The following is a 24,350-nucleotide window of genomic DNA, read 5'->3' on the forward strand; positions in this document are numbered from 1 at the left end:
GTATTTATGATTCCTGATTCCTGTTAATTTTATACATTTAATCAATCTATAAGATGATCACCATGGAAAAAATGAACCATAGCTTTTTTGAGAAATTTTCAAACTGGGCTGTAAAATTTACAGGAAGTCCATATGCTTTTATAGGAGCCTTTATTATTGTAGTAATATGGGCAGTAACAGGACCTTTTTTTAATTATTCTGAAACCTGGCAGCTGGTAATCAACACCGGAACTACAATCATTACTTTTCTGATGGTATTCCTCATTCAGAAAGCTCAAAACAAAGACTCCAAAGCCATACAGATTAAACTCAATGAGCTTATTGCGGCTCACGAAAAAGCAAGCAATCGCATTGTGGATATTGAAGATCTTACAGAAGCAGAGCTGGATCAGCTTCATGTCTACTATGAAAAACTCGGTGAGCTGGCCAAAAAAGATGCGGATATCCATACGTCTCATTCCATTGATGCAGCACAGAGGAACCATGATTACAAATATGAGTTCTTTAAAAGAAAACATGAAGAATGGATACAGAAACAGGGACATAAAAAACAGAATTAAAAATTTTCTAAATATTTTTGAATATTATGGTTTTTTTTAATTCTCTTATTGGTGTTATTATGGATTTCAGTGGTTGTTTTTAATTTTTAATCTTGTTTTTAGTGTTTGTTTTAATAAATATTTACTTTTATTGAAAAAACATATGAAAGTAAAATTATTTTGTTTGCCGATATTCCTGTTAGCAATATCCGCGAATGCCCAATGGAGCAGAGGATTGCCTCAGCAGAAAATAATAAAAAAAAGTGATCATTCTGTTTATTACAAGCTTGATATTAACCAGATAAGAACACAGCTGCTAAGAGCTCCTAAAATAGGTGAAGGTTCTCCCATCACTATTAATATTCCAACTCTTGAAGGCAAAATTGAGAAATTTACAGTCAGTAGTTTTCCGGTAATGGATGAAACTTTGGCTAACAAATACCAGCTGGGATCCTATGTTGGAATTGGCGTTGATGATCCTACTAAATATATTAGATTCAGTGTTGCTCCCCATGATTTTCAGTCTATGATTATTGGTGCTGAGGGTCAATATGAATTTATAGAACCTGCAACATCTGATAAGTCTTATTATTCCGTACATGGAAAGACTAATAAAAGCGGACATGCATTTGCCTGCTCTACCAAAGAAGATAAAGAAGCTGTGGCTAATCTTGAAAAGCTTAAGAATTCTGGAGCAGCAGCAAAATCAAATAATAAAACCTTCCATACCTTAAGATTGGCCATGTCTGTTACAGGTGAGTATACTGCCTATTTTGGTGGTGTTGCTGGCGCACTGACACAGATCAATGCTACTTTATCAAGAGTAAACGGTGTATTTGAAAAAGAATTTAATCTTCATGTCAATGCGATTGATGCACCTAACCTGATATTTACTAACGCAGCTACCGATCCTTACAGTGATTCCAGCCAGATGTGTAAATGGAATTATGAGCTGATGAATACATTGCATGGAGGAGCTTATGGGGTTACAGATGCTAATTTTGATATAGGTCACTTGTTCGGAGCTTCCGGAGGAGGTGGAAATGCAGGCTGTATAGGCTGTATAGGAAGCAATGATATATCTACCACTATTGATCCAGATTGTAATAACTCCCCCTCTCCAAGTAACTATAAAGGAAGTGGGTTTACCTCGCCAGCAAATAGTGTCCCAATGGGAGATACTTTTGACATAGATTATGTAGCTCATGAAATAGGGCATCAATTGGGAGACAATCATACCTACAGTTTTAATGAAGGAACAGGCGTATGTGTGGAACCAGGATCGGGATCTACAATTATGGGCTATGCCGGAATTACAGGTAACAATACAGATGTTCAGCAAAATTCTGATGCTTATTTCCATACTGTAAGTATTGATCAGGTACAGACTAATCTTGCTGCAGTAACTGTTGATGTAGAAACACCAATCACCAATAATCCTCCTGTTGTAACCGCAATGAATACAACCTATACCATTCCTAAATCCACAGCATTTGTCTTGACAGCATCAGCAACGGATCCTGATGGAGATGCAATGACTTATTGCTGGGAACAGGTCAATTCCAGTTTATTAGCTGATGGTATTGGTAAAGCGGCAGGTACAGGTAATGGCGCTTCAGCTATAGGTAGTACATCATCTGGAGCAAACTTTAGATCCTGGGCGCCTACCACAAGTCCTACCAGATATTTCCCTAAGCTGGCAACCGTATTGGGAGGAGCTGTAAAAAATACAACAGATTTTGAAGCTGCAAGTACGGTAGCAAGAACGACTAACTTCCGCGTGACAGTAAGAGATAACAAACCAGGAGGACAGGCTCAGACTGCTTATGCTACACAAACTGTTGTAGTAGGTTCTGCAGCGGCATTTACTGTAAACACAACATCATTGACACCTAATGTGAACTCTGCAATTGCATGGACTGTTTCCGGAACAACAGCTGCTCCATATAATGTAGCTAATGTAAAAATTGATTATACAGAAGATGCGGGAGCATCCTGGAATGTCCTTGCTGCATCAGTTCCGAATAGCGGATCGGCAAACGTTTTCATCCCTGCATCTTTAGCCGGAAAAACAATTCACTTGAGAGTTTCAGCAATCGGAAATGTTTTCTATGCCGTGAAGCAGGCTACCGTGTCCAGTCTACTGGCAGTTTCTGAAGGAGAAAATGTGAAATCTGTTAAAATCTATCCAAACCCTGTAGAAGATGTATTGAATGTGATGAATGTCTCTTCCAGTGCTTCTTATGAAATTTTTAATGCTCCAGGCCAGTTGATTGCAAAAGGAACAATAGGAGAAGGCAAAATTAATGTAAGAACTCTTGTGAAAGGAATCTACTTTATTACTATTACCAATAAAGAAGAAAAGAGTACCACTAAGTTTGTAAAAAAATAATCCGGTTAACAATCAAATAAAAACCTCTGATCACTCAGAGGTTTTTTTATGGTTTATACTATCTCATAAAATAGTTGAAATAACTACAGCTTCCCATTAAGTTCTTCGTCGTTTCAGTATCAGAATACTGAGCTTTCAACTGAGCAAAATAGGTTCTGTATTTTTGGTTTTTAAGGTTGTCCATTTCCTTTTGTCTGGCATCTTCTTTTTCAGACCATTTTGGATCAGAATAATCAAAGTCTTTTGGTGCTTTCGCTTCATACTGGTAATACTTGCCCTGTTCAGCACTTGCCATCTGGAATAAGATTCTTGCTTTTTCCTCTTTATTACTGGAAAGCTTAAGTGCTTTTTGATAATAGTTTATTGACAGGTCAAAATTATCAGGTTCAATATAAGAAGTATCAAGGAAGTTTTTGTAGTAATACTTGTAAGGATTCTTTCTGTCTGTATTCCAGAAATCATATTTACCTCCGTTGCTGTTGTCGATATCCATAACAAATAATTGACGATAATATCCTAAAATAGAAGTATTGTACAATAAGTTTCCGATAAGCTGATTGGCTTTTGCCGCTTTTTCACCCGTACCGTTTCCGATCTTTTTCAATTGAATCAATGCATCTGCCAGCTCAAGTTTGTCCATTCTTGTTTTGATGAAAGGGAAATCAGTATAGTTTTCTGCTTTCATACTTTCAGTGTCAGCACTTCCGAAACTTTCCCACACATTATGTCCGAATACGAGATTTGAAATATTTTTAAATCCATTATATTCTGAAGGAGCATATTGTTTTGGAGTGATGGTTTGCCCATTCTTTTCTGTCCATTCATAATTTTGTCTTGGAATACCCGCAAAACTTTTTGCTTTTTCATAATACGCTTTTGCTTTTTCAAAATCGGCAAGTCTCATGGCTCTGTCTCCATAAATGGTATTAAAGAAGGCATCAATATTACCTACGCTGTCCATATTTTTGGCAATAATGTGCTGCTCAAATTGGGTTTTATCAGGCTTTCTGTAAAACTCTTCCACGCTTTTTACCAAACTGGAATTCGGATTGTACTGCAGATCTGAAAGTTTATTGTTCATCAGGAATGACTTTCCATCCTCTCCCTGGAGAAAATAACGGTTCGCAATGACATCTTTAAGGAAATCTGCTGTAGAAGGTACTTCACCATAATAATCGAAATTATCTGTAGTGGCTGTATCTTTCTCTACCTTTTTCTCTACAAAGTATTCTGCATAATCTTTCATCAGATGGTCTTCATAGTCTGCATCAATTTTCGGCTGGGAAACGATATCATTCAGAACTTTCATCCTTTTGATTTCCTCCAGATATTCCGGATTGGCCGTTTTAATGCCATTAAGAATTTCAGAACTTTCTTTATAGTCTTTCTTTAAAAACTTAAGATAAGCATCTGCAATCTGCCAGTATTCATCCTTAGACTTTTCTTTTGTTTTGTTTGTGAATTTTTCCAGGTCGTTAAGGAAGTCCTGTGTTTTTTCATCGTAATAATACCCTGTTCTGTTATAGAATGGAATTCTGTCCGGATTGCTGAACAGCTCATCATCACTTTGGTCTGCCTTGGCATTGTCACCTTTTTTATCAGATTTGGAACCACCGAAAAGATTTTTGAAGAACCTTACAATTTTCTGCCAGAAAGAAAGCTTTTCTTCTTTCACCTCAGTTTTGGTTGAATCTGCAGATGTACCTTTTGAGGTGTTATCCGTTGAATTTTCCTTCGTTGTTGCTTTTTGAGCCTCTGAAGTGTAGTAATAGGTAGGCAGATAGCTTCTTTCAAGCTCGTTGATACTTCTGGCAGCCATTACCTTCAGAATCTCGGAATCTGGATTGATTTCATACATCTTTTCCATCATCGGAATAGGATTGTTGAAGTCTTCATAGCCTAAAAGGAAGTAAGCCATATTTTTTTCTTCATTCGTATTGGCTCTTTTCATGATATTGCTGAAAGAGGCCGTGTCGGAAAGCTTCATCGAAACAAATGCAGATTCCTTACGGTCTTTGCTGTTCATGAATACCTGGAAGAAGTTCCAGTTGGCATCACTGTTCATTTCCAGTCCTCTTTGTGCTCCTGCCAATTGGTCCAGAGACATGAAGTACACCGTTCCTTTTAATTTGATAGGCTCTACATACGTTTTGAAAGCCTGTACTGCAGAATCGTAATTTCTTGTATAATGATTCAGACGTACCAGCTGATATCCGTAACGCTGTTTGATTTCCGGATTTCTTGCTGCATTGTACAGAGAGGTTAAGGCTGCAATTGTTTTATGGTAATCAAGAGCAGTAGCATTTTTTCTGTTGGCATCCCTGTCGTAATAGAATGAGTTTTCACTTTCTATATAATTGATGCTCATATAAGGCTCAAGATATTTGGCTTCAATCAAATAATCAATACCTTCCTTATATTTCTGGTAAAATCCGGTGCCTAGTTTTTGTAAAAGAGGGTTGGTTGGATTTCCGTTCTTTAAAGCATTCAGGTCGTTCATACTCATCTTATACACCAGATTCTGAGTTTCAGAATAGCTCAGCTGATTGTTGAAAAACTTCTTCCAGGTTTCCACATTGTCATCAGGAATCAATGCTGAGTTATATCCTCCATAAAATCTGCTTGAATAATTGTGCAGGAAGGGAAGATAAGCCTTGTCTTTGATGATGGTTTGCGTAAAAAGGTTGAAGTAATCATAATCAGGATCTGACCACGCACAGGCGTCAGATTGTGTATAGAAAAGTGATACGACCGCAAGTGAAAGAATATACTTTTTCATAGGGTGTGTAGTGTTTTTTTAGTTTTAATATTGTATGATGGTAGTGCTCTGGCAAGTATGCCTCTATCTCTAAGAGATTAAAATTTCCGGTCTGAAACAAATTTACTATCTAATTGATAATAAATAATATTAAAATGCGGGATTTTTTTCTGTAAAAATACAATGACATCGTTAAGCTGTTCTTCGGAGATTTCTTCTGCCTTTATTTTGAAACCTTTATTCAAATAACTTCCGAAGTAGAATCCGTCTTTCATGACTTCAATTTCGTGATCTGAAATTTTTTTGAAACTGGAGTTTTCCAGATCTCTTTTCGATAAGGCATTAATAAGTCTGTGTTTTCCTAAATGATTGGTAACAATTCCCCATGAATAAATGGGAAGTGCCACTTCAACATTTTTGATCGGATAATCTTCTATTTTCGAAAGATAACTTTTCAGAATATTCACATCCAGGATAGAATTTTTATCGGAGTTTTCAAGAGGTGATGAAGTAGAGTAGCACATCAGATATACTTTTCCTACGGGAGGAATTCCGGTCTGCTTTTTATCTTTCACCTGATGAAGACGAAGGGTGCAGGTAATTTCTTTTCCGGAAATTCTTTTGAGTTCTTTCAGAAATTTAAAATAATCATTTCGTGTACCGGCGGTCCAGTCACAGTCAATTTGAATTTCATTGTTGGTTTTCAGTTGATATTCTTCTGCTTTCTTCTGAATTAAAAGATAAATGCTTTCTGCCAGAAATCTGATCTCATCTGCAGAAATGCCCAGCAATGTCTGGTTGGTAATGAAAACCGTAGGAACAATCTGTTTGTTTGTCTGAAAACTTGGGGCTTTGGTGATTACTGCAACAGGTTGAAATTTCCCATTCACCTTATCTACATCAAAGAATCTGGTGTACAAATAAGGAACTGTTGCTTTATCTAATGCTTTCTTTTCTGTATTGTCAAGATTCAGTCTGGTTTTCCAGTAATAAAATGTGTAAGGATGATTCTCTTTCCTGCTGCATGATACAATAAGGAAAAGAAGAAATAGAAATAAAATTTTTAAATGTTTCATTGGTGCAAATCACCCTTCAAAATTAAAGATATTTTGGCAGAATATAAACCGTAAAATCCCGGTGATTGAACAAATGAAAGCCAATGATGTGAAGGTGAGGCGTTACAAATGTATAAAGTTTTTGCTCACGGCAAATTACAGTAGTACCTTTTTACAATTACGTGGTGGTCTCCCAACAACAAGAAAACCACCCCTGATGGAGTGGCTTCTCTCTATATATTATTGTACTACTTAAAAAATTCGCTTTCGCAGGTACAGGTTTCTTTATTGATGCTGTCAGAAGATGAGCAGCAGCCTTCAAGGTTTTTAACATTTCCCTTTTCATCGGTAAGGTAGATTTTATCTTTATCAAATTTCAGGAAAAACGTTTCCTCATATTTTTTAAAGACCACTTTCATGACCTTATTAGGAGCATATTTCCCTGCATTGATTTCTTCCGTGGTTTCTTCTCCGCTAGCCTGATTGATCTGGACATATCCAAAATATACATCACCATTATTTTTTACATCCAGATAATAATGAGGAGTACCTGTGCCGCTATATCCTTTCATGATATCAAAAGCTCTGTATCCGATAAAAGGAAGTTCTGTCTGCTGTGCCCACGTAAAAATACTGATGCACAGAATCATTATACTGAAAAACTTTTTCATAGATATTTTTTTCAAAAGTAAAGATTTTTAAGCAAAAACATTCACCGTAAAAACACGGTTGTTTAAAAGATGTGTTGTACAAAATCTCTTTCACTGAAAGTTTTTTATAACAATAAAGCCACTTCTTTTGGGAGTGGCTTTCTATAATGAGTTAAAATCAGATTAAAAAACGGTTGCCGCAAGCTGAATCCTTGCAAACTTATTGGATGGATTCCACATCGCCATCATGGATACCTGAAGGCTGTAATAATCGGTAATCTTAACAACCTTTCCGGCCTTTAGGCCTACGTTTACAATGTCAAAGCTGTTTTTGCCATTGCCATACAAAAAGGTTTTGTCGTTGAGGGCAAACCCGGCTCCTACAAATGCATCCAGATTGACTTTCTGTCCCTTAATAACAGGATAACTTGCCTGTACATAAGTAGAATATCTGTTCTTTTTGTAACTTCCATCAGCTTCCAGAATTACTTCTCCTGCATTGGCACCTCCATACAGCATGATATCAGCCTCAATATTGATTGGGAATGATGGTCCGAAAGTATAGTTGGTCCTTAAATCAATAATATGAGCAGTTCTTCTTTGTGAATAGCTGAAGATATCATCAGCAGCCACTGCAGTATTGATGTTTCGGGAGTTGTAAAGATCCCATAGCCCGATATAAAAACGTCCGTCAGAATATTGAATATAATAATTGATCTCTTTATAATGAGTGTTGTCTTTGTCATCCGCCAGTGCAGATGCTCCCCAGATTCCTACCTTCCATTTTTTCTCTGCATCCAGGGCATACGACAGATTTCCCATTACAACAGGTTTATCAGTAATGATAAGACCTCTCCATAAATGATTATTCTGAATGTTGGCTGTAAAATCAAGTCTTCCTTCTTTGGATTCCTTGGCTTCAGCACTTTCCTGTGAAAGTAGTTTTCCTGTTCCTAAAACAAGAAAGAAGATCCCTTTTAAGATTTTTCTCATCATGTGTTTTATTTTAAAAATCCATATAATATTGCTGCGATAATAGCTCCGGTAATCGGACCTACTACAGGAATCCACGCATAGCTCCAGTCACTGCTGCCTTTTACAGGCAAAATGGCATGCATAATTCTTGGGGCAAGATCTCTTGCCGGGTTAATGGCATAGCCTGTAGTTCCTCCAAGAGATAAACCAATTGCCCACACTACAAACGTAACGGGAATGGCTCCAATAGAACCTAATCCTACTTTAGCTGTTGGGTCTGCCTGTAAAGAAATACTTGGATCTGCAAAGTAGAAGACACAGAATACCAGTACAAACGTTCCGATGATCTCACTGATAAGGTTGGAAGATGTTTTTCTGATAGCCGGGCCTGTACTGAAACATGCCAGTTTTGCTCCTTCATCTTCTGTAATGGCAAAATGATCTTTATGAAACAGCCACACTAAAAATGCACCCAGCATTCCTCCAATCATTTGGGCTGCAATATAAGAGGGAACCAGGTCCCACGAAAACTTTCCTGCTGTCGCAAGACCAATGGTTACAGCCGGATTCAGATGGGCCCCACTTATTGGCCCTGCAACGGTTACTCCCACAAATACGGCCAGTGCCCATGCGGTAGTAATAACAATCCATCCGGAATTATTTCCTTTCGTATCTTTTAAGACAACATTGGCTACAACACCGTTGCCTAACAATATAAGAAGCATCGTTCCGATAACTTCTGCAATAAATGGGGTCATATAAGTTTTTTTTGATGGGTGAATTAATCTTCTATCCAGCTTTGAGCGCTTTTTACCGCTTTCTTCCAGAAGTGGGTCATTTTATCCACTTGTTCTCTGTTTAATTGAGGGTGGAAGTCTTTGTCTACAATCCATTGCTCCTGGATTTCGTCAATACTTTTCCAGTATCCTACTGCAAGTCCTGCAAGGTAGGCTGCTCCAAGAGCGGTAGTTTCCAATGTCTTTGGTCTTGTTATTTTAAATCCAAATAAGTCAGACTGGATCTGCATCAGAAGATCACTTGCAGAAGCACCACCGTCTACTCTTAATTCAAGACTTGCTCTTCCTGAATCTGCTTCCATTGCTTTTACAATTTCATATACCTGAAATGCAATCCCCTCCAATGTTGCTCTTGCAATGTGTGCATCGGTAGTTCCTCTGGTAATTCCTACAATGGTTCCGCGGGCATACTGATCCCAGTAAGGCGCGCCAAGACCTGTCAGTGCAGGTACGAAGTAAACACCACCATTATCTGGTACAGAAGCTGCCAGTTTGTTTACTTCTTCAGAAGAACGTATAAGCTTAAGACCATCTCTTAGCCATTGAATAGCAGCGCCTCCTACGAATACACTTCCTTCCAGTGCATAATTTACTTCTCCATTGATCTTCCACGCCACAGTAGTGAGAAGATTGTTCTTAGAAGAAACAGCTTCCGTTCCTGTGTTCATTAATAAGAAACATCCTGTTCCGTAAGTATTTTTCACCATTCCCGGAGTGGTACACATCTGTCCGAATAAGGCAGCCTGCTGATCGCCGGCAATACCCGCGATTGGAATTTTGGTAGAGAAAAGGGTAGTTGCTGTTTCTCCATATATTTCACTGCTTTGCTTGACTTCAGGGAGAATGTTTTTAGGAATGTCAAATAATTCTAATAAATCATTATCCCATTCTAAAGTATGAATATTAAGAAGCATTGTTCTGCTGGCATTGGAAACATCTGTGATAAACATTTTTCCACGAGTCAGTTTCCATACAAGCCATGTATCAACAGTTCCGAAACATAATTTTCCCTCTTCGGCTTTCTGTCTTGCTCCTTCTATATTATCAAGAATCCATTTCAGCTTGGTCGCTGAAAAGTAAGCGTCCAGAACCAATCCTGTTTTTTCCTTGATGGTTTCTGCATGTCCCTGATCTTTCAGTTCGTCGCAGTATTTTGAAGTTCTTCGGTCCTGCCATACAATAGCATTGTAGATAGGTTCGCCGGTTTCCTTATCCCAAACAATGGTAGTTTCACGTTGGTTGGTAATCCCGATAGCGGCAACTTCCAATCCGGAGATTCCGGCTTTTGCAATAACTTCGGCTGCTACAGAGATCTGTGAAGACCAGATTTCGTTTGGATCGTGTTCTACCCAACCCGGAGTAGGAAATATTTGTCTGAAATCTTTTTGAGATACATATTCTATTTCTCCACTGTGATTGAAGAGAATCGCTCTGGAGGAAGTTGTTCCCTGGTCTAGAGCGAGAATTAGTTTTTCATTCATGTATATAATGCTAATTTAGGTTGATAACTTTAGGTGAATAAGGAGTCAGTAAATATCCTCTTGCCAGTTCAATGAATTCATTTTCCTGCTGCTGCGCCCATTCTTCAGAATATCCTTTTTCTTCAGCAATGATTCTTGCTACGTTATGAGCGCTGTCTATCGCTGCTCTGGCATCCAGGAAAAGCAGACGTACTCTTCTTGCCAGGATATCTTCAATGGTTTCTGCCATTTCAGCTCTTACGGCCCATACCACTTCTGCTACAGTAAAGGGATGATCAGGATGGATTTTTTGAGCATAGCGCGGATTACTTTCCTGTAATTTTTTGATAGCCGGAATATCAGATCCGTACACATACAGATGATTGGTTCTGTCTACCTGTTCTGGTTTTACATTTCCGTGGATGGACATATGCTCTGTTTTTGATGGGCTATTTCCCAATCTGTGAACTTTCATGGCTTCGTTTACAGTATCTTCTGCCATTTTACGGTAAGTAGTCCATTTTCCTCCGATAATAGAAACTAATCCGGTTTCTGAAGTAATAACTTTATGGCTACGGGAAACTTCTTTGGTGCTTTTGCTTCCATCTTTAGGAGCGGCAAGCGGACGAAGACCTGCGAAAACTGATTTCACATCTTCACGGGTTGGTTTTTTAGCCAGATATTGTCTTGCTGTATTTAAAACAAAGCTGATTTCTTCTTCCAGTGCACGAGGCTCAAAGCTTTCATCCTTTAAAAGAGTATCGGTGGTTCCCACCAAGGCTCTGTCGTGCCACGGCACAACAAATAAAACCCTGCCGTCTGATGTTTTTGGAATCATGATGGCATCATCGCTTTTCAGGAAAGATTTATCCAGTACCAGGTGAATTCCCTGGCTTGGTACCACCAATTTACCATGCTTAGGGTTGTTCATATTAAGAATGTCATTCGTAAATACACCAGTGGCATTGATGACTACTTTACCATGGATCTGATATTGCTGTTTAGAAAACTGGTCTTCAGCAACTACGCCTACTACTTTATCAGAAGCATCTTTCAAAAGGTTGATTACTTTCACATAGTTAACAGCACTTCCTCCTTTTTCAATAATCGTCTGGGTAAGATTAATGGCAAGTCTGGCGTCGTCAAACTGTCCATCCTGGTAAACAACACCACTCATTAAGTGATTTTGTTCAATAGTAGGAAGCTTTTCAACGGTTTTCGCTTTGCTGATGTATTTCGTTTTACCCAAACTTAGTTTTCCCGCAAGGAAATCATAAACAGATAAACCTATCTTATAGTAGATTCCTCCCCACCATGTGTAGTTCGGAATAATGAAAGACTGATTTTTTACAATATGTGCTGCGTTCTTTGCTAAGAGTCCTCTTTCTTTTAATGCTTCTTTTACCAATCCGACATCTCCCTGAGCGAGATATCTAACTCCGCCGTGTACCAATTTGGTACTTCTGCTGGATGTTGCTTTTGCGAAGTCATGAGATTCAAGCAATAAAGTTTTGAATCCCCTGCTTACCGCATCTAATGCTGAACCTAAACCACTGGCTCCTCCTCCTATGACAATAAAGTCCCATTCTTTTACATTGGTTAACTTACTGAGTTCTTCGTTTCGTTTCATAAATGTTTCGTTTATGTTTCGTTTTCAAATATATAAATTAAAAATGAAAGCAAAAAGAAAATAAATGAAATTTTAAAATATCGGAAAAAATCGGTAATTTTGATGAAACGAATAAAATGGAAAAGGTATTACCAAGGCAGGATGAAATACTTAAAGAGCTGGATGAGAAAGGGCATGTACTTGTTCAGGATCTGTGTGAAAAGCTCAATGTTTCTTCAGTTACGATCCGAAAGGATCTGAATTATCTCGAAAGCCTGGGGCTTCTTTTCAGAAATCATGGAGGAGCAAGTAAGCAGGTAAGATATGCTTATGAAAAAAATGTGGGTGAAAAAGAAAATATCAATGTGGAAGCGAAGCAGGTTATTGCCAAAGCTGCATTATCATTGATTCACGAAAACGACTGTATTATATTGGCATCCGGGACAACCATGCATTATCTTGCCAGAATGCTTGTGAATTTCAATTCGCTTACTGTTTTAACGTCCTCACTAAGGGTGGCTATTGAGCTTTGTAACAATCCTAATATTAATGTGATCCAACTGGGAGGGGAGGTGAGGAAAAGTTCAACTTCAATCGTAGGATCCATTTCGGAAGGAATTCTCAAACAGTTTTCCTGTAATAAACTTTTTCTGGGGGTAGACGGTATTGATCTTGAATTTGGAATCAGTACCTCCAATGCGGCGGAGGCACATCTTAATCAGGTAATGATTGAGTGTGCGGATAAGACAGTCGTTTTGGCAGATTCGTCCAAACTGAATAAGAAGGGGTTTGGTAAAATTGCCTCATTGGACGAAGTGGATTATCTGATCACAGATAATGGTATCGGTGAAGAAGACCGGTCTGCGTTGGAAGAGAGAGGGGTTACGGTTATTGTAAAATAGGCTGTATTCAGCTTAATTAAATAGTTAAAAATAGAGACCGTCTGACTTCAGGCGGTCTCTATTTTAAAATAGAAATCATTTGACTTATACTTTCCAGAAAAATCTCTTTTTGTTTTTTCTTTCCGCTCCAAGTACAGTGTAGAACTTAATGGCTCTTGTATTAAAATCCGGGGTTTGCCATTGAATCATCGAGCAGCCTTCTTCTTTTGAGTGGATTTTTATTAATTCCATTATTTGTTTTCCTGTTCCGTTTCCCCTTGCATTCTCTTTTAGGAATAAGCAGTCAATATACATATAGTAACCTACATCCCAGGTGGAGAACTGTTTGAAAAATGTTGCATATCCTGTTATTTCAGTATCAGATTCTGCAACCAGACATTTTATATGGGAATCCGGATCAAGGAGGTGTTTAGCGAGCTGTTCCTTTTTGTTTTCTTCCTTAAAAAAGTTTCTTTCATAGTACGCATGGGCTTTACACAATTCAATAATGGAACTTATGTCTTTTTCTTCGGCGAATCTTATTTTCATATCTTTATGTTGCTGAATTAGCAGTCGCATGCAAAAGCGGAACCATTGGTAGGATCTGTTCCTTCTGTGGCATAGCCATCAAATTTCCACCATTCCATTCCTCCTATTAATTCCATCACCTTAAATCCTAATTGGGTCATTTTTAAAGCTCCTTTTGTGGAAGCATTACAGCCTATCCCGTCGCAGTAGCAGACATATATTTTTGACTTATCAAGGTGCCGGGTGCTTTCTTCTGTCATTTCCCGATGGGGCAGATTAATTGCAGATGGGATGTGTTCTTTGCTATAGCCATTTGGTCTTCTGGTATCTACTGCAATGTAATCTGTGCTGTTCTGAAATCCATCATATAAATCTAAAGGATCCATTTCATACATTAATTTTTTCTGGTAGAATTCAATTTGTTCTTGCATAATGTTAAATTGTTTGTAGTGCAAAGCTATGATCGGGTTTATTCTTTTCCTAAGATTGAAATTGAATGTTCTGCAGTGTTAAATGAAATATTTTCAGATAGTGTTTTTTGTTATATGATTAACTTTGCGCTATGGAAATCAAGTTTTTAAAACTTATTAAAACAATTGCGGAGGAAGGGAGTATTGCAGGTTCTTCTGAAAAACTTTTTTTGACACAGTCAGCCTTAAGCCATCAGCTTAAAGATCTGGAAATCCAGCTTGGGTTTAAAGTGTTTTACAGGGCAAGGAACAAATGGGAGCTTACTGAAGAGGGAAGTGTGCTCTACAAAACTGCATGTACGGTAATAGATAGTATCGGGAATGGTCTGAATGAGATTCAACAGATAAGAGCAGGAGCAGCGGGTACCATAAAAATCAGTACAGAATGTTACTCATTCTATCAGGGACTGCCGTTATTTATTCAGAAAATGAAAGTATTATATCCGGAGATTGAAGTGGATCTGGTATTGGAAGCGACTCATAAGCCTGTGGAAAAAATCATATCCAATGAAATTGATATTGCAGTGGTCACTTCAAAACCTGCCGGTAATAATGAATTGATCTGCATTGAGATTTTTGAGGATGAAGTTTTTGCAGTAATTCATCAGGAAAACCTTTTAAATGATACTGAATATCTTAGTGCTGAGGATTTTCGGGATGCTCATTTAATCATTCATTCTTTTCCTTTAGAAACCGTTTCTGTTTACGATCGGTTCCTTAATCCCAGCGGAATGATGCCTGTGAAGATTTCAGCAGTTCCGTTAACAGAAGTTACTTTGGAAATGGTGCAGGCCAATATGGGCATTACCTGTATGCCGAAATGGGCATTGCATTCATTCAGGCTGTCTGATGAGCTGAAATTTAAAAAAATCGGAAGTAAGGGTTTGAAAAGAAAACATTATCTGGTGGTAAGAAAATCGGATGCCGGAAAAAAATATATTAACGACTTTCTTTTAAACTTCAAAGAATATTTTCAAAATTTTGGATAGTTTTTTTTCTGAAACTGCTAAATGATTAAAAATCAAAATATTTTAGTCTAAATATTTGTCAGTTACAAAATTATTCATAAATTTGCACACTCATTTTAGGGGCGTAGTATGCCTATATCAAAAGTAGAAATTACTTCAGACTTCCGAAAAATGGTGATAAATAAAGGATAAATTTTATTATAATATAAACAATGTCAGGTATTATTGGTAAAAAAATCGGTATGACGTCTTTGTTTAACGAAGAAGGAAAAAACATTCCTTGTACAGTTATTCAAGCTGGTCCATGCTCGGTTTTACAGGTCAGAACCTTAGAAAAAGACGGTTATAAAGCTGTTCAGTTAGGTTTCGATGACAAGAGTGAGAAGAACGTTGGTAAAGCGTTAGCTGGTCATTTTAAAAAGGCTGGTTCTGCTCCTAAAGCTAAATTAGTAGAATTCTACAGAGAATTCGTTGATGAAGTAAAAGTAGGAGAAGAAGTAAAAGTTGATCTATTCGCTGAAGGTGAATATGTTGACGTAACAGGAACTTCAAAAGGTAAAGGCTTCCAGGGTGTTGTTAAGAGACACGGATTTGGAGGTGTAATGCAGGCAACTCATGGTCAGCACAACAGACTTAGAGCTCCAGGTTCTATCGGTGCTGGTTCAGACCCTTCAAGAGTATTCAAAGGGATGAGAATGGCTGGAAGAATGGGAGGTAAGCAGGTAACTGTTCAAAACCTTCAAGTGTTAAAAGTTGATCAAGAACAAAATCTTTTAGTAGTAAAAGGTGCTGTTCCGGGAGCTAAAAATTCTTATGTAATTATCAGAAAATGGAACTAGTAGTATTAAATACATCAGGAAAAGAGACCGGAAGAAAAGTAACTCTAGACGAAACAGTATTCGGAATTGAGCCAAATCAGCACGCGGTTTACTTAGAAGTTAAGCAGTATCTTGCTGCTCAAAGACAAGGTACTCATAAAGCAAAAGAAAGAAGCGAAATTACTGCTTCTACTAAAAAGCTTAAGAAGCAAAAAGGATCAGGATCTGCTAGATACGGTGATATCAAATCTCCAGTATTCAGAGGTGGAGGTAGAGTATTCGGACCAAAACCAAGAGACTACAGATTCAAATTGAACAAAGCTCTTAAGAGGTTAGCTAAGAAATCTGTTTTATCTCAGAAAATGAGAGACAACAGCATTAAAGTTTTAGAAGATGTGAGCTTTGACGCTCCTAAGACTAAAGATTTCATCAATGTATTAAATGCATTGGAACTTAACGGTAAAAAATCTTTATTCGTTCTTCCTGAAGCTAATAAGAATGTGTATTTATCTTCAAGAAACTTACCTAAAACTAAAGTAATGAACTTCAACGAGATCAGTTCTTACGATTTAGTAAACGCTGGTGAGATCATTTTCTTCGAAGGTGCAGTTGAAAAATTCCAGGAAAATTTAAAGAAATAAATCATGTCAGTTATTATTAAACCAGTTATTTCAGAAAAGGCTAATTACCTTACAGATTTAAGAGGTTCTTATTCTTTCTTAGTGAATCCTAAGGCGAATAAAATCGAGATCAAAAAAGCTGTTGAAGCAGCTTACGGTGTAAAAGTAGCAGACGTTAACACAATGATTTATGCTCCGAAGGTTTCTTCAAAATACACTAAAAAAGGTCTTCAAGTAGGAAAGACAAATAAATTGAAAAAAGCGGTAATCAAACTTGCTGAAGGTGAGGTTATCGATATTTTTGCTGTAAATTAATTATTAATTATAAATAATAGTAATGTCTGTTAGAAAATTAAAACCTATCACCCCGGGACAGAGATTCAGAATTGTAAACAATTTTGAGGAAATTACTACCAACAAACCAGAGAAATCTCTAACAGTTGGTATTAAAAAGTCAGGTGGACGTAACCAAACAGGTAAAATGACCATGCGTTACACCGGAGGTGGACACAAAAAGAAATACAGAATTATTGACTTCAAAAGAAACAAAGCAAACGTTGAAGCAACTGTAAAATCTGTAGAATACGATCCAAACAGAACTGCATTTATCGCTTTATTAGAGTACGCAGACGGAGAGAAGAGATATATCATCGCTCCAAACGGTATCAAAGTTGATCAGAAAGTAGTATCAGGAGAAAGCGTTGAACCAAACGTAGGTAACGCAATGAAATTGAAAAATATTCCATTGGGTACTGTAATCTCTTGTGTTGAAATGAAGCCTGGACAAGGTGCAATTTTAGCAAGAAGTGCTGGTTCTTCAGCTCAATTAACTTCCAGAGATGGTAAATATGCAATCATCAAGTTACCTTCAGGAGAATCAAGAATGATCCTTACTGAATGTATGGCAATGATTGGTTCTGTTTCCAACTCAGATCACCAATTAACTGTATCAGGTAAGGCTGGTAGAAGCAGATGGTTAGGTAGAAGACCAAGAACAAGAGCGGTTGTAATGAACCCAGTAGATCACCCAATGGGTGGTGGTGAAGGACGTTCTTCAGGAGGTCACCCAAGATCTAGAAACGGTAAACCGGCTAAAGGTTACAAAACTAGAAAGAAAAACAAAGTGTCTAACCGTTACATCGTATCTAAAAGAAAATAATTATGGCAAGATCACTTAAAAAAGGACCGTTCATTCATCATACTTTAGATAAGAAGGTTCAGGCAAATATAGAGTCTGGTAAGAAGACAGTTATCAAAACTTGGTCTAGAGCATCTATGATCTCTCCGGACTTCGTAGGACAAACTATTGCTGTACACAACGGGAAATCTTTTATCCCTGTTTACGTTACAGAAAACATGGTTGGTCACAAGTTAGGCGAATTTTCTCCAACAAGATCTTTCAGAGGTCATGGTGGTAACAAAAACAAAGGAAGCAGATAATCATGGGATCAAGAAAACAAGATAGTTCAATCGCAAGAAAAGAAGCTAACAAAGACGTTGTAAAAGCTTCATTAAATAATTGCCCGTCTTCTCCAAGAAAAATGAGATTAGTTGCTGATATCATTAGAGGAGAGCAGGTAGACAAAGCACTTTATATCCTAAAATATTCTAAGAAGGATGCTTCTAACAAGTTAGAGAAATTACTTCTTTCTGCTATGGCTAACTGGCAAGTGAAAAACGAAGGTGCTGACATCGAGGAAGCAAACCTTATCGTTAAAGAAATATTTGTGGATAGTGCAAGACAATTGAAGAGACTAAGACCAGCTCCACAAGGTAGAGGGTATAGAATCAGAAAAAGATCTAACCACGTTACATTAATCTTAGGTAACAAAGAAAATTAATCAAGGTATGGGACAGAAGACAAATCCAATTGGTAACAGATTAGGTATCATCAGAGGATGGGATTCTAACTGGTTTGGTGGAAACGATTATGGAGACAGAATCGCTGAAGACTACAAAATCAGAAGATACCTTGAAGCTAGATTATCTAAAGGTGGTATTTCAAAAATTTATATTGAAAGAACTTTAAAATTAGTTACAGTAACTATTACTACTGCTAGACCGGGACTTATTATCGGTAAAGGAGGTCAGGAAGTTGATAAATTGAAAGAAGAGTTGAAGAAATTGACTGGTAAGGATATTCAAATCAACATTTTCGAAATCAAAAGACCTGAATTAGATGCTGTACTAGTTGCTGATAGTATTTCTAAGCAAATTGAAAACAGAATTTCTTACAGAAGAGCTGTTAAAATGGCAATGGCAAGTACTATGAGAATGGGTGCTGAAGGTATCAAAGTTCAAATCTCTGGTAGATTAAACGGAGCTGAAATGGCAAGATCAGAATCTTTCAAAGAAGGAAGAATTCCATTGTCAACTTTCAGAGCTGATATCGATTACCACTGGGCAGAAGCTCACACTACTTACGGTAGACTAGGGGTTAAAGTTTGGATCATGAAAGGTGAAGTTTACGGTAAAAGAGAACTTTCTCCACTAGTGGGACAACAGAAAAAAGGAGGTCAGTCAGACAGAGGAAACAGAGGAGGAGACAGAGACAACAGAAGACCTAGAAAAAACAACAACAATAACAATAATAATTAAAATTTTAGATTAGAAATTTTGAATTTTAAATTACCGTTACTTTTTTAAAATTAAAAAAAATCTAAAATCTAAAATCTAAAATCTAAAATTTAGAAATTATGTTACAACCAAAAAGAACCAAATTCCGTAGAGTTCACAAGATGAAGATGAAGGGGAATGCCCAGAGAGGTAGTCAACTTGCTTACGGAACTTTTGGGATCAAAGCAACGGAAGGAGCTTGGATCACTGCAAGACAGATTGAAGCGGCTCGTATCGCTGCGACAAGATATATGAAGAGAGAAGGTCAACTATGGATCAAAATCTTCCCAGATAAGCCAATTACTAAGAAACCAGCGGAAGTACGTATGGGTAAAGGTAAGGGTGCTGTTGAATATTGGGTAGCTGTAGTAAAACCAGGTAAAATTATGTTCGAAGTTGGAGGAGTTCCTTACGAAATTGCGAAAGAAGCTCTTAGACTTGCTGCACAAAAATTACCAGTAGTTACTAAATTCATCGTTGCTAACGATTTTGTTAAACCTCTATAATCTTTGAATACAATGAAAAATGCTGATATTAAAAATTTAAGCGCGGGTGATATTCAAGCTCAATTAACTGAAGCAAAAGCTCAATATTCTAAATTGAAATTGGCTCATGCAATCAGCCCAATTGAAAACCCGATTCAAATCAGAGATTTGAGAAAAACAATCGCAAGACTAAACACTGAGTTAACTAACAAACAATAATTTCATTTTACAATGGATAGAAATTTAAGAAAAGAAAGAATCGGAGTGGTTTCCAGCAATAAAATGGAAAAAACTATTGTTGTTAGTGAAACTACAAGAGTAAAGCACCCGATGTACGGTAAATTCGTTTTGAAAACGAAAAAATATACTGCACACGACGAGAACAACGAATGCACAGAAGGTGATACAGTTTTGATCCAAGAAACTAGACCTTTGAGCAAGAGCAAGAGATGGAGATTAGTAAGAATCATTGAAAAAGCTAAGTAATAATGTTACAAACAGAATCAAGATTAAAAGTTGCTGATAACACAGGTGCTAAAGAAGTACTAGTGATCAGAGTTCTGGGAGGAACCAGAAGAAGATATGCTTCAGTTGGTGATAAAATCGTTGTTACGATCAAGGATTCTACACCATCCGGAAATGCTAAAAAAGGTCAGGTATCTAAAGCTGTAGTAGTAAGAACTAAAAAAGCAGTAAGAAGAAAAGATGGTTCATACATCAAATTCGACGACAATGCTTGTGTATTACTAAATGCAGCGGGAGAAATGAGAGGAACGCGTGTTTTCGGACCAGTTGCTCGTGAGTTGAGAGACAAAGAATATATGAAAATCATTTCATTAGCTCCTGAAGTACTTTAATTTTAAAAATTTTTAAAAGAAATGTCAAAGTTAAAAATAAAAAGAGGAGATAACGTAATCATTACTACTGGTAAGAAAGATATCAAGGGTAAGACTGGTGAAGTTATTGAAGTGATCAAGAAAGAAGGTAGAGACCCAAGAGTAATCGTTGCAGGACTTAACATCGTTAAAAAACACGTTAAGCCTTCAGCTTCTAATCCTCAAGGAGGAATTACTGAGAAGGAAGCTTCTATTCATATCTCAAACGTAGCTTTAGTTGGTAAAGACGGAAAAGCTATCAAAGTAGGTTACAAAATCGAAGGAGATAAGAAAGTAAGAATCAACAAAAAAACGGGTGAAACTTTATAATTTTAAATAACACATGGAATATATAGCAAGACCCAAAAAAGCATATAAAGAGACAATTGTTCCTGCAATGATGGAAGAATTCGGGTATAAGTCAGTAATGCAAGTACCTAAATTAGAGAAAATCGTTGTATCACAAGGTTTAGGTGATGCTACTGCAGACAAGAAAATCATTGATTATGCTGTAGAAGAGCTTACAAATATCACTGGTCAAAAGGCTGTTGGTACAATCTCTAAAAAAGACGAAGCTGCTTTCAAATTGAGAAAAGGAATGCCGGTAGGTGCTAAAGTAACATTGAGAGCTGACAGAATGTATGAATTCTTAGACAGACTTACTGCTTCTGCTTTGCCTCGTATCAGAGATTTCTCTGGAATCAAAGCTGATGGTTTCGATGGTAGAGGTAACTACAACTTAGGTATTACTGAGCAGATTATCTTCCCTGAAATCGTAATTGACAAAGTGAAAAAAATCCAAGGGATGGACATCACTTTCGTTACTACTGCGAAAACAGATAAAGAAGCTAAAGCATTATTAACTCACTTCGGTTTACCATTTAAAAAGAACTAAGAAATGGCTAAAGAATCAATGAAAGCGCGTGAGCGCAAAAGAGAAGCACTAGTTGCTAAATACGCTGCTAAAAGACAAGCTCTTAAAGAAGCTGGTGATTACGAAGGACTTCAAAAATTGCCTAAAAATGCTTCTCCTGTAAGATTACACAACAGATGTAAACTAACAGGTAGACCAAGAGGATACATGAGAACGTTTGGTATTTCCAGAGTAACTTTCAGAGAAATGGCTAACAACGGTCTTATCCCAGGAGTAAGAAAAGCTAGCTGGTAATAATCACTAGATAAAAAATCGGAACAATTAAGTTGTTCAGATACTAAAGATAAAAATATCAGACTGAAGATTTCTGACGTCTGATATTTTACTCTTCAAGTCTTTGCAAAACTGATTGTTCTTTAACCAATAATTATAAAAGAAAAATGGTAACAGATCCAATTTCAGATTTCCTAACTAGAGTAAGGAACGCACAAAGCGCAGGCCACAAAGTGGTGGAAATTCCTGCATCGAAAATCAAAAAGGAGATTACTAAGATCTTATTTGATCAAGGGTATATCTTAAACTACAAGTTTGAAGATAACGCTGTTCAAGGAGTGATCAAAATCGCTTTAAAGTATGATAAGCAAACTAACAAACCGGCTATCAAGTCTATCCAAAGAGCTTCTAGACCAGGTTTGAGACAGTACAAAGGTTCAGCTGAGCTTCCAAGAGTACTAAACGGTTTGGGTATTTCTATCATCTCTACTTCTAAAGGAGTAATGACTGACAAGAAAGCTAGAGAAGAGAAAGTAGGCGGTGAAGTAATCTGCTATGTTTATTAATTTTTAATCAGAGGAAAATGTCAAGAATTGGTAAAGCAATTATAACAATTCCAGCTGGAGTTACAATCACTGAAAATAATGGTGTAGTAACTGTAAAAGGAGCTAAAGGAGAACTTTCTCAGGAGCTTACGGCAGGAATTACTATAGAACAGAAAGATGGTGAACTTAACGTAAACAGACCATCTGATTCTAAACAACACAAAGCACTTCACGGTCTATACAGAGCGTTAATCAACAACATGATTGTTGGTGTAAGTGCAGGTTTCGAAAAGAAACTTGAACTAGTAGGGGTAGGATATAGAGCTTCACACGCAGGTCAAAAACTTGAGTTAGCTTTAGGATTCTCTCACGGTATCGTATTAGAACTTCCAGGTGAAGTAAAAGTTGATACATTGACTGAAAAAGGTAAAAACCCAATTATTACTTTAACGTCTCACGACAACCAACTTCTAGGAATGGTAGCTGCAAAGATCCGTTCTTTCAGAAAGCCTGAGCCATACAAAGGAAAAGGTGTAAGATTCGTAGGAGAAATTGTTAGACGTAAAGCTGGTAAATCTGCTTAATAAATTATAAGTATTATGGCATTAAGTAAATTAGAAAAAAGAATAAGAATCAAAAGAAGAGTAAGAGGGAAAATCTCTGGATCTTCTGAATTGCCAAGATTATCTGTATACAAAAGTAATAAGGAAATTTACGCTCAGTTAATCGACGATAAAAATGGTAAAACTTTAGCATCAGCTTCTTCAAGAGAGAAAGGTGTAGACGCTAAAGGTACTAAGACTGAAGTTTCTGCTGCTGTTGGTAAAGCTATCGCTGCTAAAGCTATCGCTGCAGGAATCGAAAGTATTGTATTTGACAGAAACGGATTCGTTTACCACGGTAGAGTGAAAGCTCTAGCTGATGGTGCAAGAGAAGGTGGACTTAAATTCTAATCATTAAATTTCGGAAAATATGTTAGGACTAGATAATATAGAAAGAGTAAAACCGGGAGGATTAGAATTAAAAGATCGTCTCGTAGCTGTTAACAGAGTAACAAAAGTAACAAAAGGAGGTAGAGCTTTCGGATTTTCTGCTATTGTTGTAGTAGGTAACGAAGAAGGTGTTATCGGTTTCGGTTTAGGAAAATCTAAAGAGGTTGCTTCTGCAATTGCTAAAGCAGTTGAAGACGCTAAGAAAAACCTTGTGAAAGTTCCTGTAATGAACCATACTATCCCTCACCAAACTACTGCAAGATACGGTGGTGCAGATATCTTCTTAAGACCTGCTTCTCACGGTACTGGATTGATCGCCGGAGGTGCGGTAAGAGCGGTATTGGAATCTGCTGGTATTCACGATATCCTTTCAAAATCTAAAGGATCTTCTAACCCTCACAACGTAGTGAAAGCTACTTTCAAAGCGTTATTAGACATCAGAAGACCTGAAGAAATCGCTAGAATGAGAGGAATTTCTCTAAGTAAAGTGTTTAACGGTTAATAATTAAAGCAATGGCAACAATTAAAGTAAAGCAAGTAAGAAGCGCTATTGGTAGAACAAAAACCCAAAAGAGAACGCTTGAAGCATTAGGATTAAAAAAACTTCACCAAGTTGTAGAGCATGAAGCTACTCCTTCCATCTTAGGAATGATCGCTGCTGTAGGACACTTACTTGAAGTTCAAAAATAATTTTATAAAAGAGAAATTAAAATGAATTTAAATAACATAAAACCTGCTGCAGGATCTACTTTCAACTCAAAGAGAATTGGTAGAGGTCAAGGTAGCGGAAAAGGAGGTACTTCAACAAAAGGTCACAAAGGTCAGAAAGCGAGAGCTGGTTATTCTCAAAAAATCGGTTTCGAAGGTGGACAGATGCCTTTACAAAGAAGATTACCTAAATTCGGATTCAAAAACGTAAACAGAAAAGAGTTTAGAGGAATTAACCTTGATACTATTCAAACTTTAATCGAGAACAAATCCATCACTGGAGATATCACGAAAGAAGTTTTAGTAGCAAACGGGATAGTTTCTAAAAACGAATTAGTGAAAATTATGGGTAGAGGAGAATTGAAATCTGCGGTTTCAATCTCTGCTGACAAATTCACTAAATCTGCTGAAGAGCTTATTGCTAAAGCAGGTGGAAAAGCAATTACCTTATAATACTTACTA

The 24,350-nt window shown here is 37.2% G+C and carries 33 protein-coding genes; 25 read left to right on the forward strand and 8 right to left on the reverse strand.

What is annotated here, in order from left to right:
- Nucleotides 1–53 precede the first annotated feature (53 nt).
- The 3 genes from DEU39_RS15790 to DEU39_RS24830 all read left to right on the forward strand — a co-directional run bounded on the left by DEU39_RS15790 (nt 54) and on the right by DEU39_RS24830 (nt 3,426).
- Nucleotides 54–560: a low affinity iron permease family protein gene (locus tag DEU39_RS15790; RefSeq protein WP_394361131.1), complete on the forward strand. Its 507-nt coding sequence runs from the start codon at nt 54–56 to the stop codon at nt 558–560.
- Between the two features lie 142 nt (nt 561–702).
- Nucleotides 703–2,931 (forward strand): zinc-dependent metalloprotease, encoded by a 2,229-nt coding sequence (locus DEU39_RS15795; RefSeq protein WP_120232585.1) that lies wholly within the window; start codon nt 703–705, stop codon nt 2,929–2,931.
- A 342-nt stretch (nt 2,932–3,273) separates the two neighbouring features.
- Nucleotides 3,274–3,426 (forward strand): hypothetical protein, encoded by a 153-nt coding sequence (locus DEU39_RS24830; RefSeq protein WP_082798777.1) that lies wholly within the window; start codon nt 3,274–3,276, stop codon nt 3,424–3,426.
- Between the two features lie 2,361 nt (nt 3,427–5,787).
- Here the strand turns inward: DEU39_RS24830 and DEU39_RS15805 are convergent.
- The 6 genes from DEU39_RS15805 to DEU39_RS15830 all read right to left on the reverse strand — a co-directional run bounded on the left by DEU39_RS15805 (nt 5,788) and on the right by DEU39_RS15830 (nt 12,256).
- Nucleotides 5,788–6,765, reverse strand: a complete 978-nt coding sequence (locus DEU39_RS15805; protein ID WP_120232586.1) for a hypothetical protein — start codon at nt 6,763–6,765, stop codon at nt 5,788–5,790.
- A 227-nt stretch (nt 6,766–6,992) separates the two neighbouring features.
- On the reverse strand, nt 6,993–7,415 hold the full coding sequence (locus DEU39_RS15810; RefSeq protein WP_120232587.1) for a hypothetical protein: 423 nt from the start codon (nt 7,413–7,415) through the stop codon (nt 6,993–6,995).
- Between the two features lie 162 nt (nt 7,416–7,577).
- Entirely contained in the window at nt 7,578–8,390 is an 813-nt protein-coding gene (locus tag DEU39_RS15815; RefSeq protein ID WP_120232588.1) for a hypothetical protein, read from the reverse strand.
- A gap of 5 nt (nt 8,391–8,395) precedes the next feature.
- Nucleotides 8,396–9,127: an MIP/aquaporin family protein gene (locus DEU39_RS15820; protein WP_120232589.1), complete on the reverse strand. Its 732-nt coding sequence runs from the start codon at nt 9,125–9,127 to the stop codon at nt 8,396–8,398.
- A gap of 23 nt (nt 9,128–9,150) precedes the next feature.
- Complete coding sequence (gene glpK / locus DEU39_RS15825; protein ID WP_120232590.1) at nt 9,151–10,647, reverse strand: glycerol kinase GlpK; 1,497 nt, start codon at nt 10,645–10,647, stop codon at nt 9,151–9,153.
- A gap of 10 nt (nt 10,648–10,657) precedes the next feature.
- A complete protein-coding gene (locus tag DEU39_RS15830; protein ID WP_120232591.1) occupies nt 10,658–12,256 on the reverse strand; it encodes a glycerol-3-phosphate dehydrogenase/oxidase in 1,599 nt (532 codons plus the stop codon).
- A gap of 116 nt (nt 12,257–12,372) precedes the next feature.
- Here DEU39_RS15830 and DEU39_RS15835 point away from each other — a divergent pair, with 116 nt between their 5' ends.
- Entirely contained in the window at nt 12,373–13,137 is a 765-nt protein-coding gene (locus DEU39_RS15835) for a DeoR/GlpR family DNA-binding transcription regulator (protein ID WP_120232592.1), read from the forward strand.
- Between the two features lie 84 nt (nt 13,138–13,221).
- Here DEU39_RS15835 and DEU39_RS15840 read toward each other — a convergent pair whose 3' ends face one another.
- Nucleotides 13,222–13,665: a GNAT family N-acetyltransferase gene (locus DEU39_RS15840; protein ID WP_120232593.1), complete on the reverse strand. Its 444-nt coding sequence runs from the start codon at nt 13,663–13,665 to the stop codon at nt 13,222–13,224.
- Between the two features lie 17 nt (nt 13,666–13,682).
- Nucleotides 13,683–14,075 carry a rhodanese-like domain-containing protein gene (locus DEU39_RS15845; RefSeq protein WP_120232594.1) on the reverse strand — a complete coding sequence of 131 codons (393 nt, stop codon included), beginning with the start codon at nt 14,073–14,075 and terminating at the stop codon, nt 13,683–13,685.
- A 131-nt stretch (nt 14,076–14,206) separates the two neighbouring features.
- Between DEU39_RS15845 and DEU39_RS15850 the strand changes: the two genes are divergently transcribed.
- From DEU39_RS15850 to rplO, 21 genes are all read left to right on the forward strand, one after another.
- On the forward strand, nt 14,207–15,103 hold the full coding sequence (locus DEU39_RS15850; RefSeq protein ID WP_120232595.1) for a LysR family transcriptional regulator: 897 nt from the start codon (nt 14,207–14,209) through the stop codon (nt 15,101–15,103).
- Between the two features lie 191 nt (nt 15,104–15,294).
- Entirely contained in the window at nt 15,295–15,921 is a 627-nt protein-coding gene (rplC, locus tag DEU39_RS15855) for a 50S ribosomal protein L3 (protein ID WP_002983195.1), read from the forward strand.
- Nucleotides 15,912–16,541 carry a 50S ribosomal protein L4 gene (gene rplD, locus DEU39_RS15860; RefSeq protein WP_034694672.1) on the forward strand — a complete coding sequence of 210 codons (630 nt, stop codon included), beginning with the start codon at nt 15,912–15,914 and terminating at the stop codon, nt 16,539–16,541. The genes rplC and rplD overlap by 10 nt, the downstream gene beginning before the upstream one ends.
- A 3-nt stretch (nt 16,542–16,544) precedes the next feature.
- On the forward strand, nt 16,545–16,835 hold the full coding sequence (gene rplW / locus DEU39_RS15865) for a 50S ribosomal protein L23 (protein ID WP_002983204.1): 291 nt from the start codon (nt 16,545–16,547) through the stop codon (nt 16,833–16,835).
- A 22-nt stretch (nt 16,836–16,857) separates the two neighbouring features.
- A complete protein-coding gene (rplB, locus tag DEU39_RS15870) occupies nt 16,858–17,679 on the forward strand; it encodes a 50S ribosomal protein L2 (protein ID WP_027381305.1) in 822 nt (273 codons plus the stop codon).
- Between the two features lie 2 nt (nt 17,680–17,681).
- Nucleotides 17,682–17,960, forward strand: a complete 279-nt coding sequence (rpsS, locus tag DEU39_RS15875; RefSeq protein WP_002983209.1) for a 30S ribosomal protein S19 — start codon at nt 17,682–17,684, stop codon at nt 17,958–17,960.
- A 2-nt stretch (nt 17,961–17,962) separates the two neighbouring features.
- Nucleotides 17,963–18,361 carry a 50S ribosomal protein L22 gene (gene rplV, locus DEU39_RS15880; protein ID WP_002983214.1) on the forward strand — a complete coding sequence of 133 codons (399 nt, stop codon included), beginning with the start codon at nt 17,963–17,965 and terminating at the stop codon, nt 18,359–18,361.
- A 7-nt stretch (nt 18,362–18,368) separates the two neighbouring features.
- The gene (gene rpsC, locus DEU39_RS15885; RefSeq protein ID WP_034694675.1) at nt 18,369–19,118 is read left to right on the forward strand and encodes a 30S ribosomal protein S3; all 750 of its coding nucleotides are present in this window, start codon (nt 18,369–18,371) and stop codon (nt 19,116–19,118) included.
- 98 nt (nt 19,119–19,216) lie between these two features.
- Entirely contained in the window at nt 19,217–19,642 is a 426-nt protein-coding gene (gene rplP, locus DEU39_RS15890) for a 50S ribosomal protein L16 (protein WP_034694677.1), read from the forward strand.
- A gap of 12 nt (nt 19,643–19,654) precedes the next feature.
- Nucleotides 19,655–19,840, forward strand: a complete 186-nt coding sequence (gene rpmC, locus DEU39_RS15895; protein ID WP_034694678.1) for a 50S ribosomal protein L29 — start codon at nt 19,655–19,657, stop codon at nt 19,838–19,840.
- Nucleotides 19,841–19,852: 12 nt separating this feature from the next.
- Nucleotides 19,853–20,107, forward strand: coding sequence for a 30S ribosomal protein S17 (gene rpsQ / locus DEU39_RS15900; protein ID WP_027371715.1), 255 nt, complete (start codon nt 19,853–19,855; stop codon nt 20,105–20,107).
- 2 nt (nt 20,108–20,109) lie between these two features.
- Nucleotides 20,110–20,478, forward strand: a complete 369-nt coding sequence (rplN, locus tag DEU39_RS15905; protein WP_002983226.1) for a 50S ribosomal protein L14 — start codon at nt 20,110–20,112, stop codon at nt 20,476–20,478.
- Between the two features lie 21 nt (nt 20,479–20,499).
- Nucleotides 20,500–20,826 carry a 50S ribosomal protein L24 gene (rplX, locus tag DEU39_RS15910; protein ID WP_029297774.1) on the forward strand — a complete coding sequence of 109 codons (327 nt, stop codon included), beginning with the start codon at nt 20,500–20,502 and terminating at the stop codon, nt 20,824–20,826.
- Between the two features lie 13 nt (nt 20,827–20,839).
- Nucleotides 20,840–21,391 carry a 50S ribosomal protein L5 gene (gene rplE / locus DEU39_RS15915; protein WP_062673609.1) on the forward strand — a complete coding sequence of 184 codons (552 nt, stop codon included), beginning with the start codon at nt 20,840–20,842 and terminating at the stop codon, nt 21,389–21,391.
- A 3-nt stretch (nt 21,392–21,394) separates the two neighbouring features.
- Complete coding sequence (gene rpsN, locus DEU39_RS15920; protein ID WP_002983233.1) at nt 21,395–21,664, forward strand: 30S ribosomal protein S14; 270 nt, start codon at nt 21,395–21,397, stop codon at nt 21,662–21,664.
- Nucleotides 21,665–21,810: 146 nt separating this feature from the next.
- Nucleotides 21,811–22,209, forward strand: coding sequence for a 30S ribosomal protein S8 (gene rpsH / locus DEU39_RS15925; RefSeq protein WP_002983236.1), 399 nt, complete (start codon nt 21,811–21,813; stop codon nt 22,207–22,209).
- Nucleotides 22,210–22,226: 17 nt separating this feature from the next.
- Nucleotides 22,227–22,772 (forward strand): 50S ribosomal protein L6, encoded by a 546-nt coding sequence (rplF, locus tag DEU39_RS15930; RefSeq protein WP_034694687.1) that lies wholly within the window; start codon nt 22,227–22,229, stop codon nt 22,770–22,772.
- A gap of 15 nt (nt 22,773–22,787) precedes the next feature.
- On the forward strand, nt 22,788–23,141 hold the full coding sequence (gene rplR / locus DEU39_RS15935; RefSeq protein WP_034694689.1) for a 50S ribosomal protein L18: 354 nt from the start codon (nt 22,788–22,790) through the stop codon (nt 23,139–23,141).
- 19 nt (nt 23,142–23,160) lie between these two features.
- Nucleotides 23,161–23,682, forward strand: coding sequence for a 30S ribosomal protein S5 (rpsE, locus tag DEU39_RS15940; RefSeq protein ID WP_002983245.1), 522 nt, complete (start codon nt 23,161–23,163; stop codon nt 23,680–23,682).
- Between the two features lie 11 nt (nt 23,683–23,693).
- Complete coding sequence (gene rpmD / locus DEU39_RS15945; RefSeq protein WP_027371710.1) at nt 23,694–23,870, forward strand: 50S ribosomal protein L30; 177 nt, start codon at nt 23,694–23,696, stop codon at nt 23,868–23,870.
- A gap of 21 nt (nt 23,871–23,891) precedes the next feature.
- Nucleotides 23,892–24,341, forward strand: coding sequence for a 50S ribosomal protein L15 (gene rplO, locus DEU39_RS15950; RefSeq protein WP_062673611.1), 450 nt, complete (start codon nt 23,892–23,894; stop codon nt 24,339–24,341).
- Nucleotides 24,342–24,350: the final 9 nt, after the last annotated feature.

The organism is Chryseobacterium sp. AG363 (assembly GCF_003610675.1).
Lineage (GTDB): Bacteria > Bacteroidota > Bacteroidia > Flavobacteriales > Weeksellaceae > Chryseobacterium > Chryseobacterium cucumeris.

Coding starts and splice junctions, on each gene's coding strand:
- DEU39_RS15845 (WP_120232594.1), bottom strand. CDS start 14,075: ATGCAAGAACAAATTGAATTCTACCAGAAAAAATTAATGTATGAAATG.
- rpsN (WP_002983233.1), top strand. CDS start 21,395: ATGGCTAAAGAATCAATGAAAGCGCGTGAGCGCAAAAGAGAAGCACTA.
- glpK (WP_120232590.1), bottom strand. CDS start 10,647: ATGAATGAAAAACTAATTCTCGCTCTAGACCAGGGAACAACTTCCTCC.
- DEU39_RS15840 (WP_120232593.1), bottom strand. CDS start 13,665: ATGAAAATAAGATTCGCCGAAGAAAAAGACATAAGTTCCATTATTGAA.
- rplW (WP_002983204.1), top strand. CDS start 16,545: ATGTCAGTTATTATTAAACCAGTTATTTCAGAAAAGGCTAATTACCTT.
- rplE (WP_062673609.1), top strand. CDS start 20,840: ATGGAATATATAGCAAGACCCAAAAAAGCATATAAAGAGACAATTGTT.
- rpsQ (WP_027371715.1), top strand. CDS start 19,853: ATGGATAGAAATTTAAGAAAAGAAAGAATCGGAGTGGTTTCCAGCAAT.
- rpsC (WP_034694675.1), top strand. CDS start 18,369: ATGGGACAGAAGACAAATCCAATTGGTAACAGATTAGGTATCATCAGA.
- DEU39_RS15795 (WP_120232585.1), top strand. CDS start 703: ATGAAAGTAAAATTATTTTGTTTGCCGATATTCCTGTTAGCAATATCC.
- DEU39_RS15790 (WP_394361131.1), top strand. CDS start 54: ATGATCACCATGGAAAAAATGAACCATAGCTTTTTTGAGAAATTTTCA.
- rpmD (WP_027371710.1), top strand. CDS start 23,694: ATGGCAACAATTAAAGTAAAGCAAGTAAGAAGCGCTATTGGTAGAACA.
- DEU39_RS15810 (WP_120232587.1), bottom strand. CDS start 7,415: ATGAAAAAGTTTTTCAGTATAATGATTCTGTGCATCAGTATTTTTACG.
- DEU39_RS15835 (WP_120232592.1), top strand. CDS start 12,373: ATGGAAAAGGTATTACCAAGGCAGGATGAAATACTTAAAGAGCTGGAT.
- rpsS (WP_002983209.1), top strand. CDS start 17,682: ATGGCAAGATCACTTAAAAAAGGACCGTTCATTCATCATACTTTAGAT.
- rplF (WP_034694687.1), top strand. CDS start 22,227: ATGTCAAGAATTGGTAAAGCAATTATAACAATTCCAGCTGGAGTTACA.
- DEU39_RS15850 (WP_120232595.1), top strand. CDS start 14,207: ATGGAAATCAAGTTTTTAAAACTTATTAAAACAATTGCGGAGGAAGGG.
- rplO (WP_062673611.1), top strand. CDS start 23,892: ATGAATTTAAATAACATAAAACCTGCTGCAGGATCTACTTTCAACTCA.
- DEU39_RS15815 (WP_120232588.1), bottom strand. CDS start 8,390: ATGATGAGAAAAATCTTAAAAGGGATCTTCTTTCTTGTTTTAGGAACA.
- rpsE (WP_002983245.1), top strand. CDS start 23,161: ATGTTAGGACTAGATAATATAGAAAGAGTAAAACCGGGAGGATTAGAA.
- rpmC (WP_034694678.1), top strand. CDS start 19,655: ATGAAAAATGCTGATATTAAAAATTTAAGCGCGGGTGATATTCAAGCT.
- rplX (WP_029297774.1), top strand. CDS start 20,500: ATGTCAAAGTTAAAAATAAAAAGAGGAGATAACGTAATCATTACTACT.
- rplR (WP_034694689.1), top strand. CDS start 22,788: ATGGCATTAAGTAAATTAGAAAAAAGAATAAGAATCAAAAGAAGAGTA.
- DEU39_RS15830 (WP_120232591.1), bottom strand. CDS start 12,256: ATGAAACGAAACGAAGAACTCAGTAAGTTAACCAATGTAAAAGAATGG.
- rpsH (WP_002983236.1), top strand. CDS start 21,811: ATGGTAACAGATCCAATTTCAGATTTCCTAACTAGAGTAAGGAACGCA.
- rplP (WP_034694677.1), top strand. CDS start 19,217: ATGTTACAACCAAAAAGAACCAAATTCCGTAGAGTTCACAAGATGAAG.
- rplD (WP_034694672.1), top strand. CDS start 15,912: ATGGAACTAGTAGTATTAAATACATCAGGAAAAGAGACCGGAAGAAAA.
- DEU39_RS15820 (WP_120232589.1), bottom strand. CDS start 9,127: ATGACCCCATTTATTGCAGAAGTTATCGGAACGATGCTTCTTATATTG.
- rplN (WP_002983226.1), top strand. CDS start 20,110: ATGTTACAAACAGAATCAAGATTAAAAGTTGCTGATAACACAGGTGCT.
- rplB (WP_027381305.1), top strand. CDS start 16,858: ATGTCTGTTAGAAAATTAAAACCTATCACCCCGGGACAGAGATTCAGA.
- rplC (WP_002983195.1), top strand. CDS start 15,295: ATGTCAGGTATTATTGGTAAAAAAATCGGTATGACGTCTTTGTTTAAC.
- rplV (WP_002983214.1), top strand. CDS start 17,963: ATGGGATCAAGAAAACAAGATAGTTCAATCGCAAGAAAAGAAGCTAAC.
- DEU39_RS15805 (WP_120232586.1), bottom strand. CDS start 6,765: ATGAAACATTTAAAAATTTTATTTCTATTTCTTCTTTTCCTTATTGTA.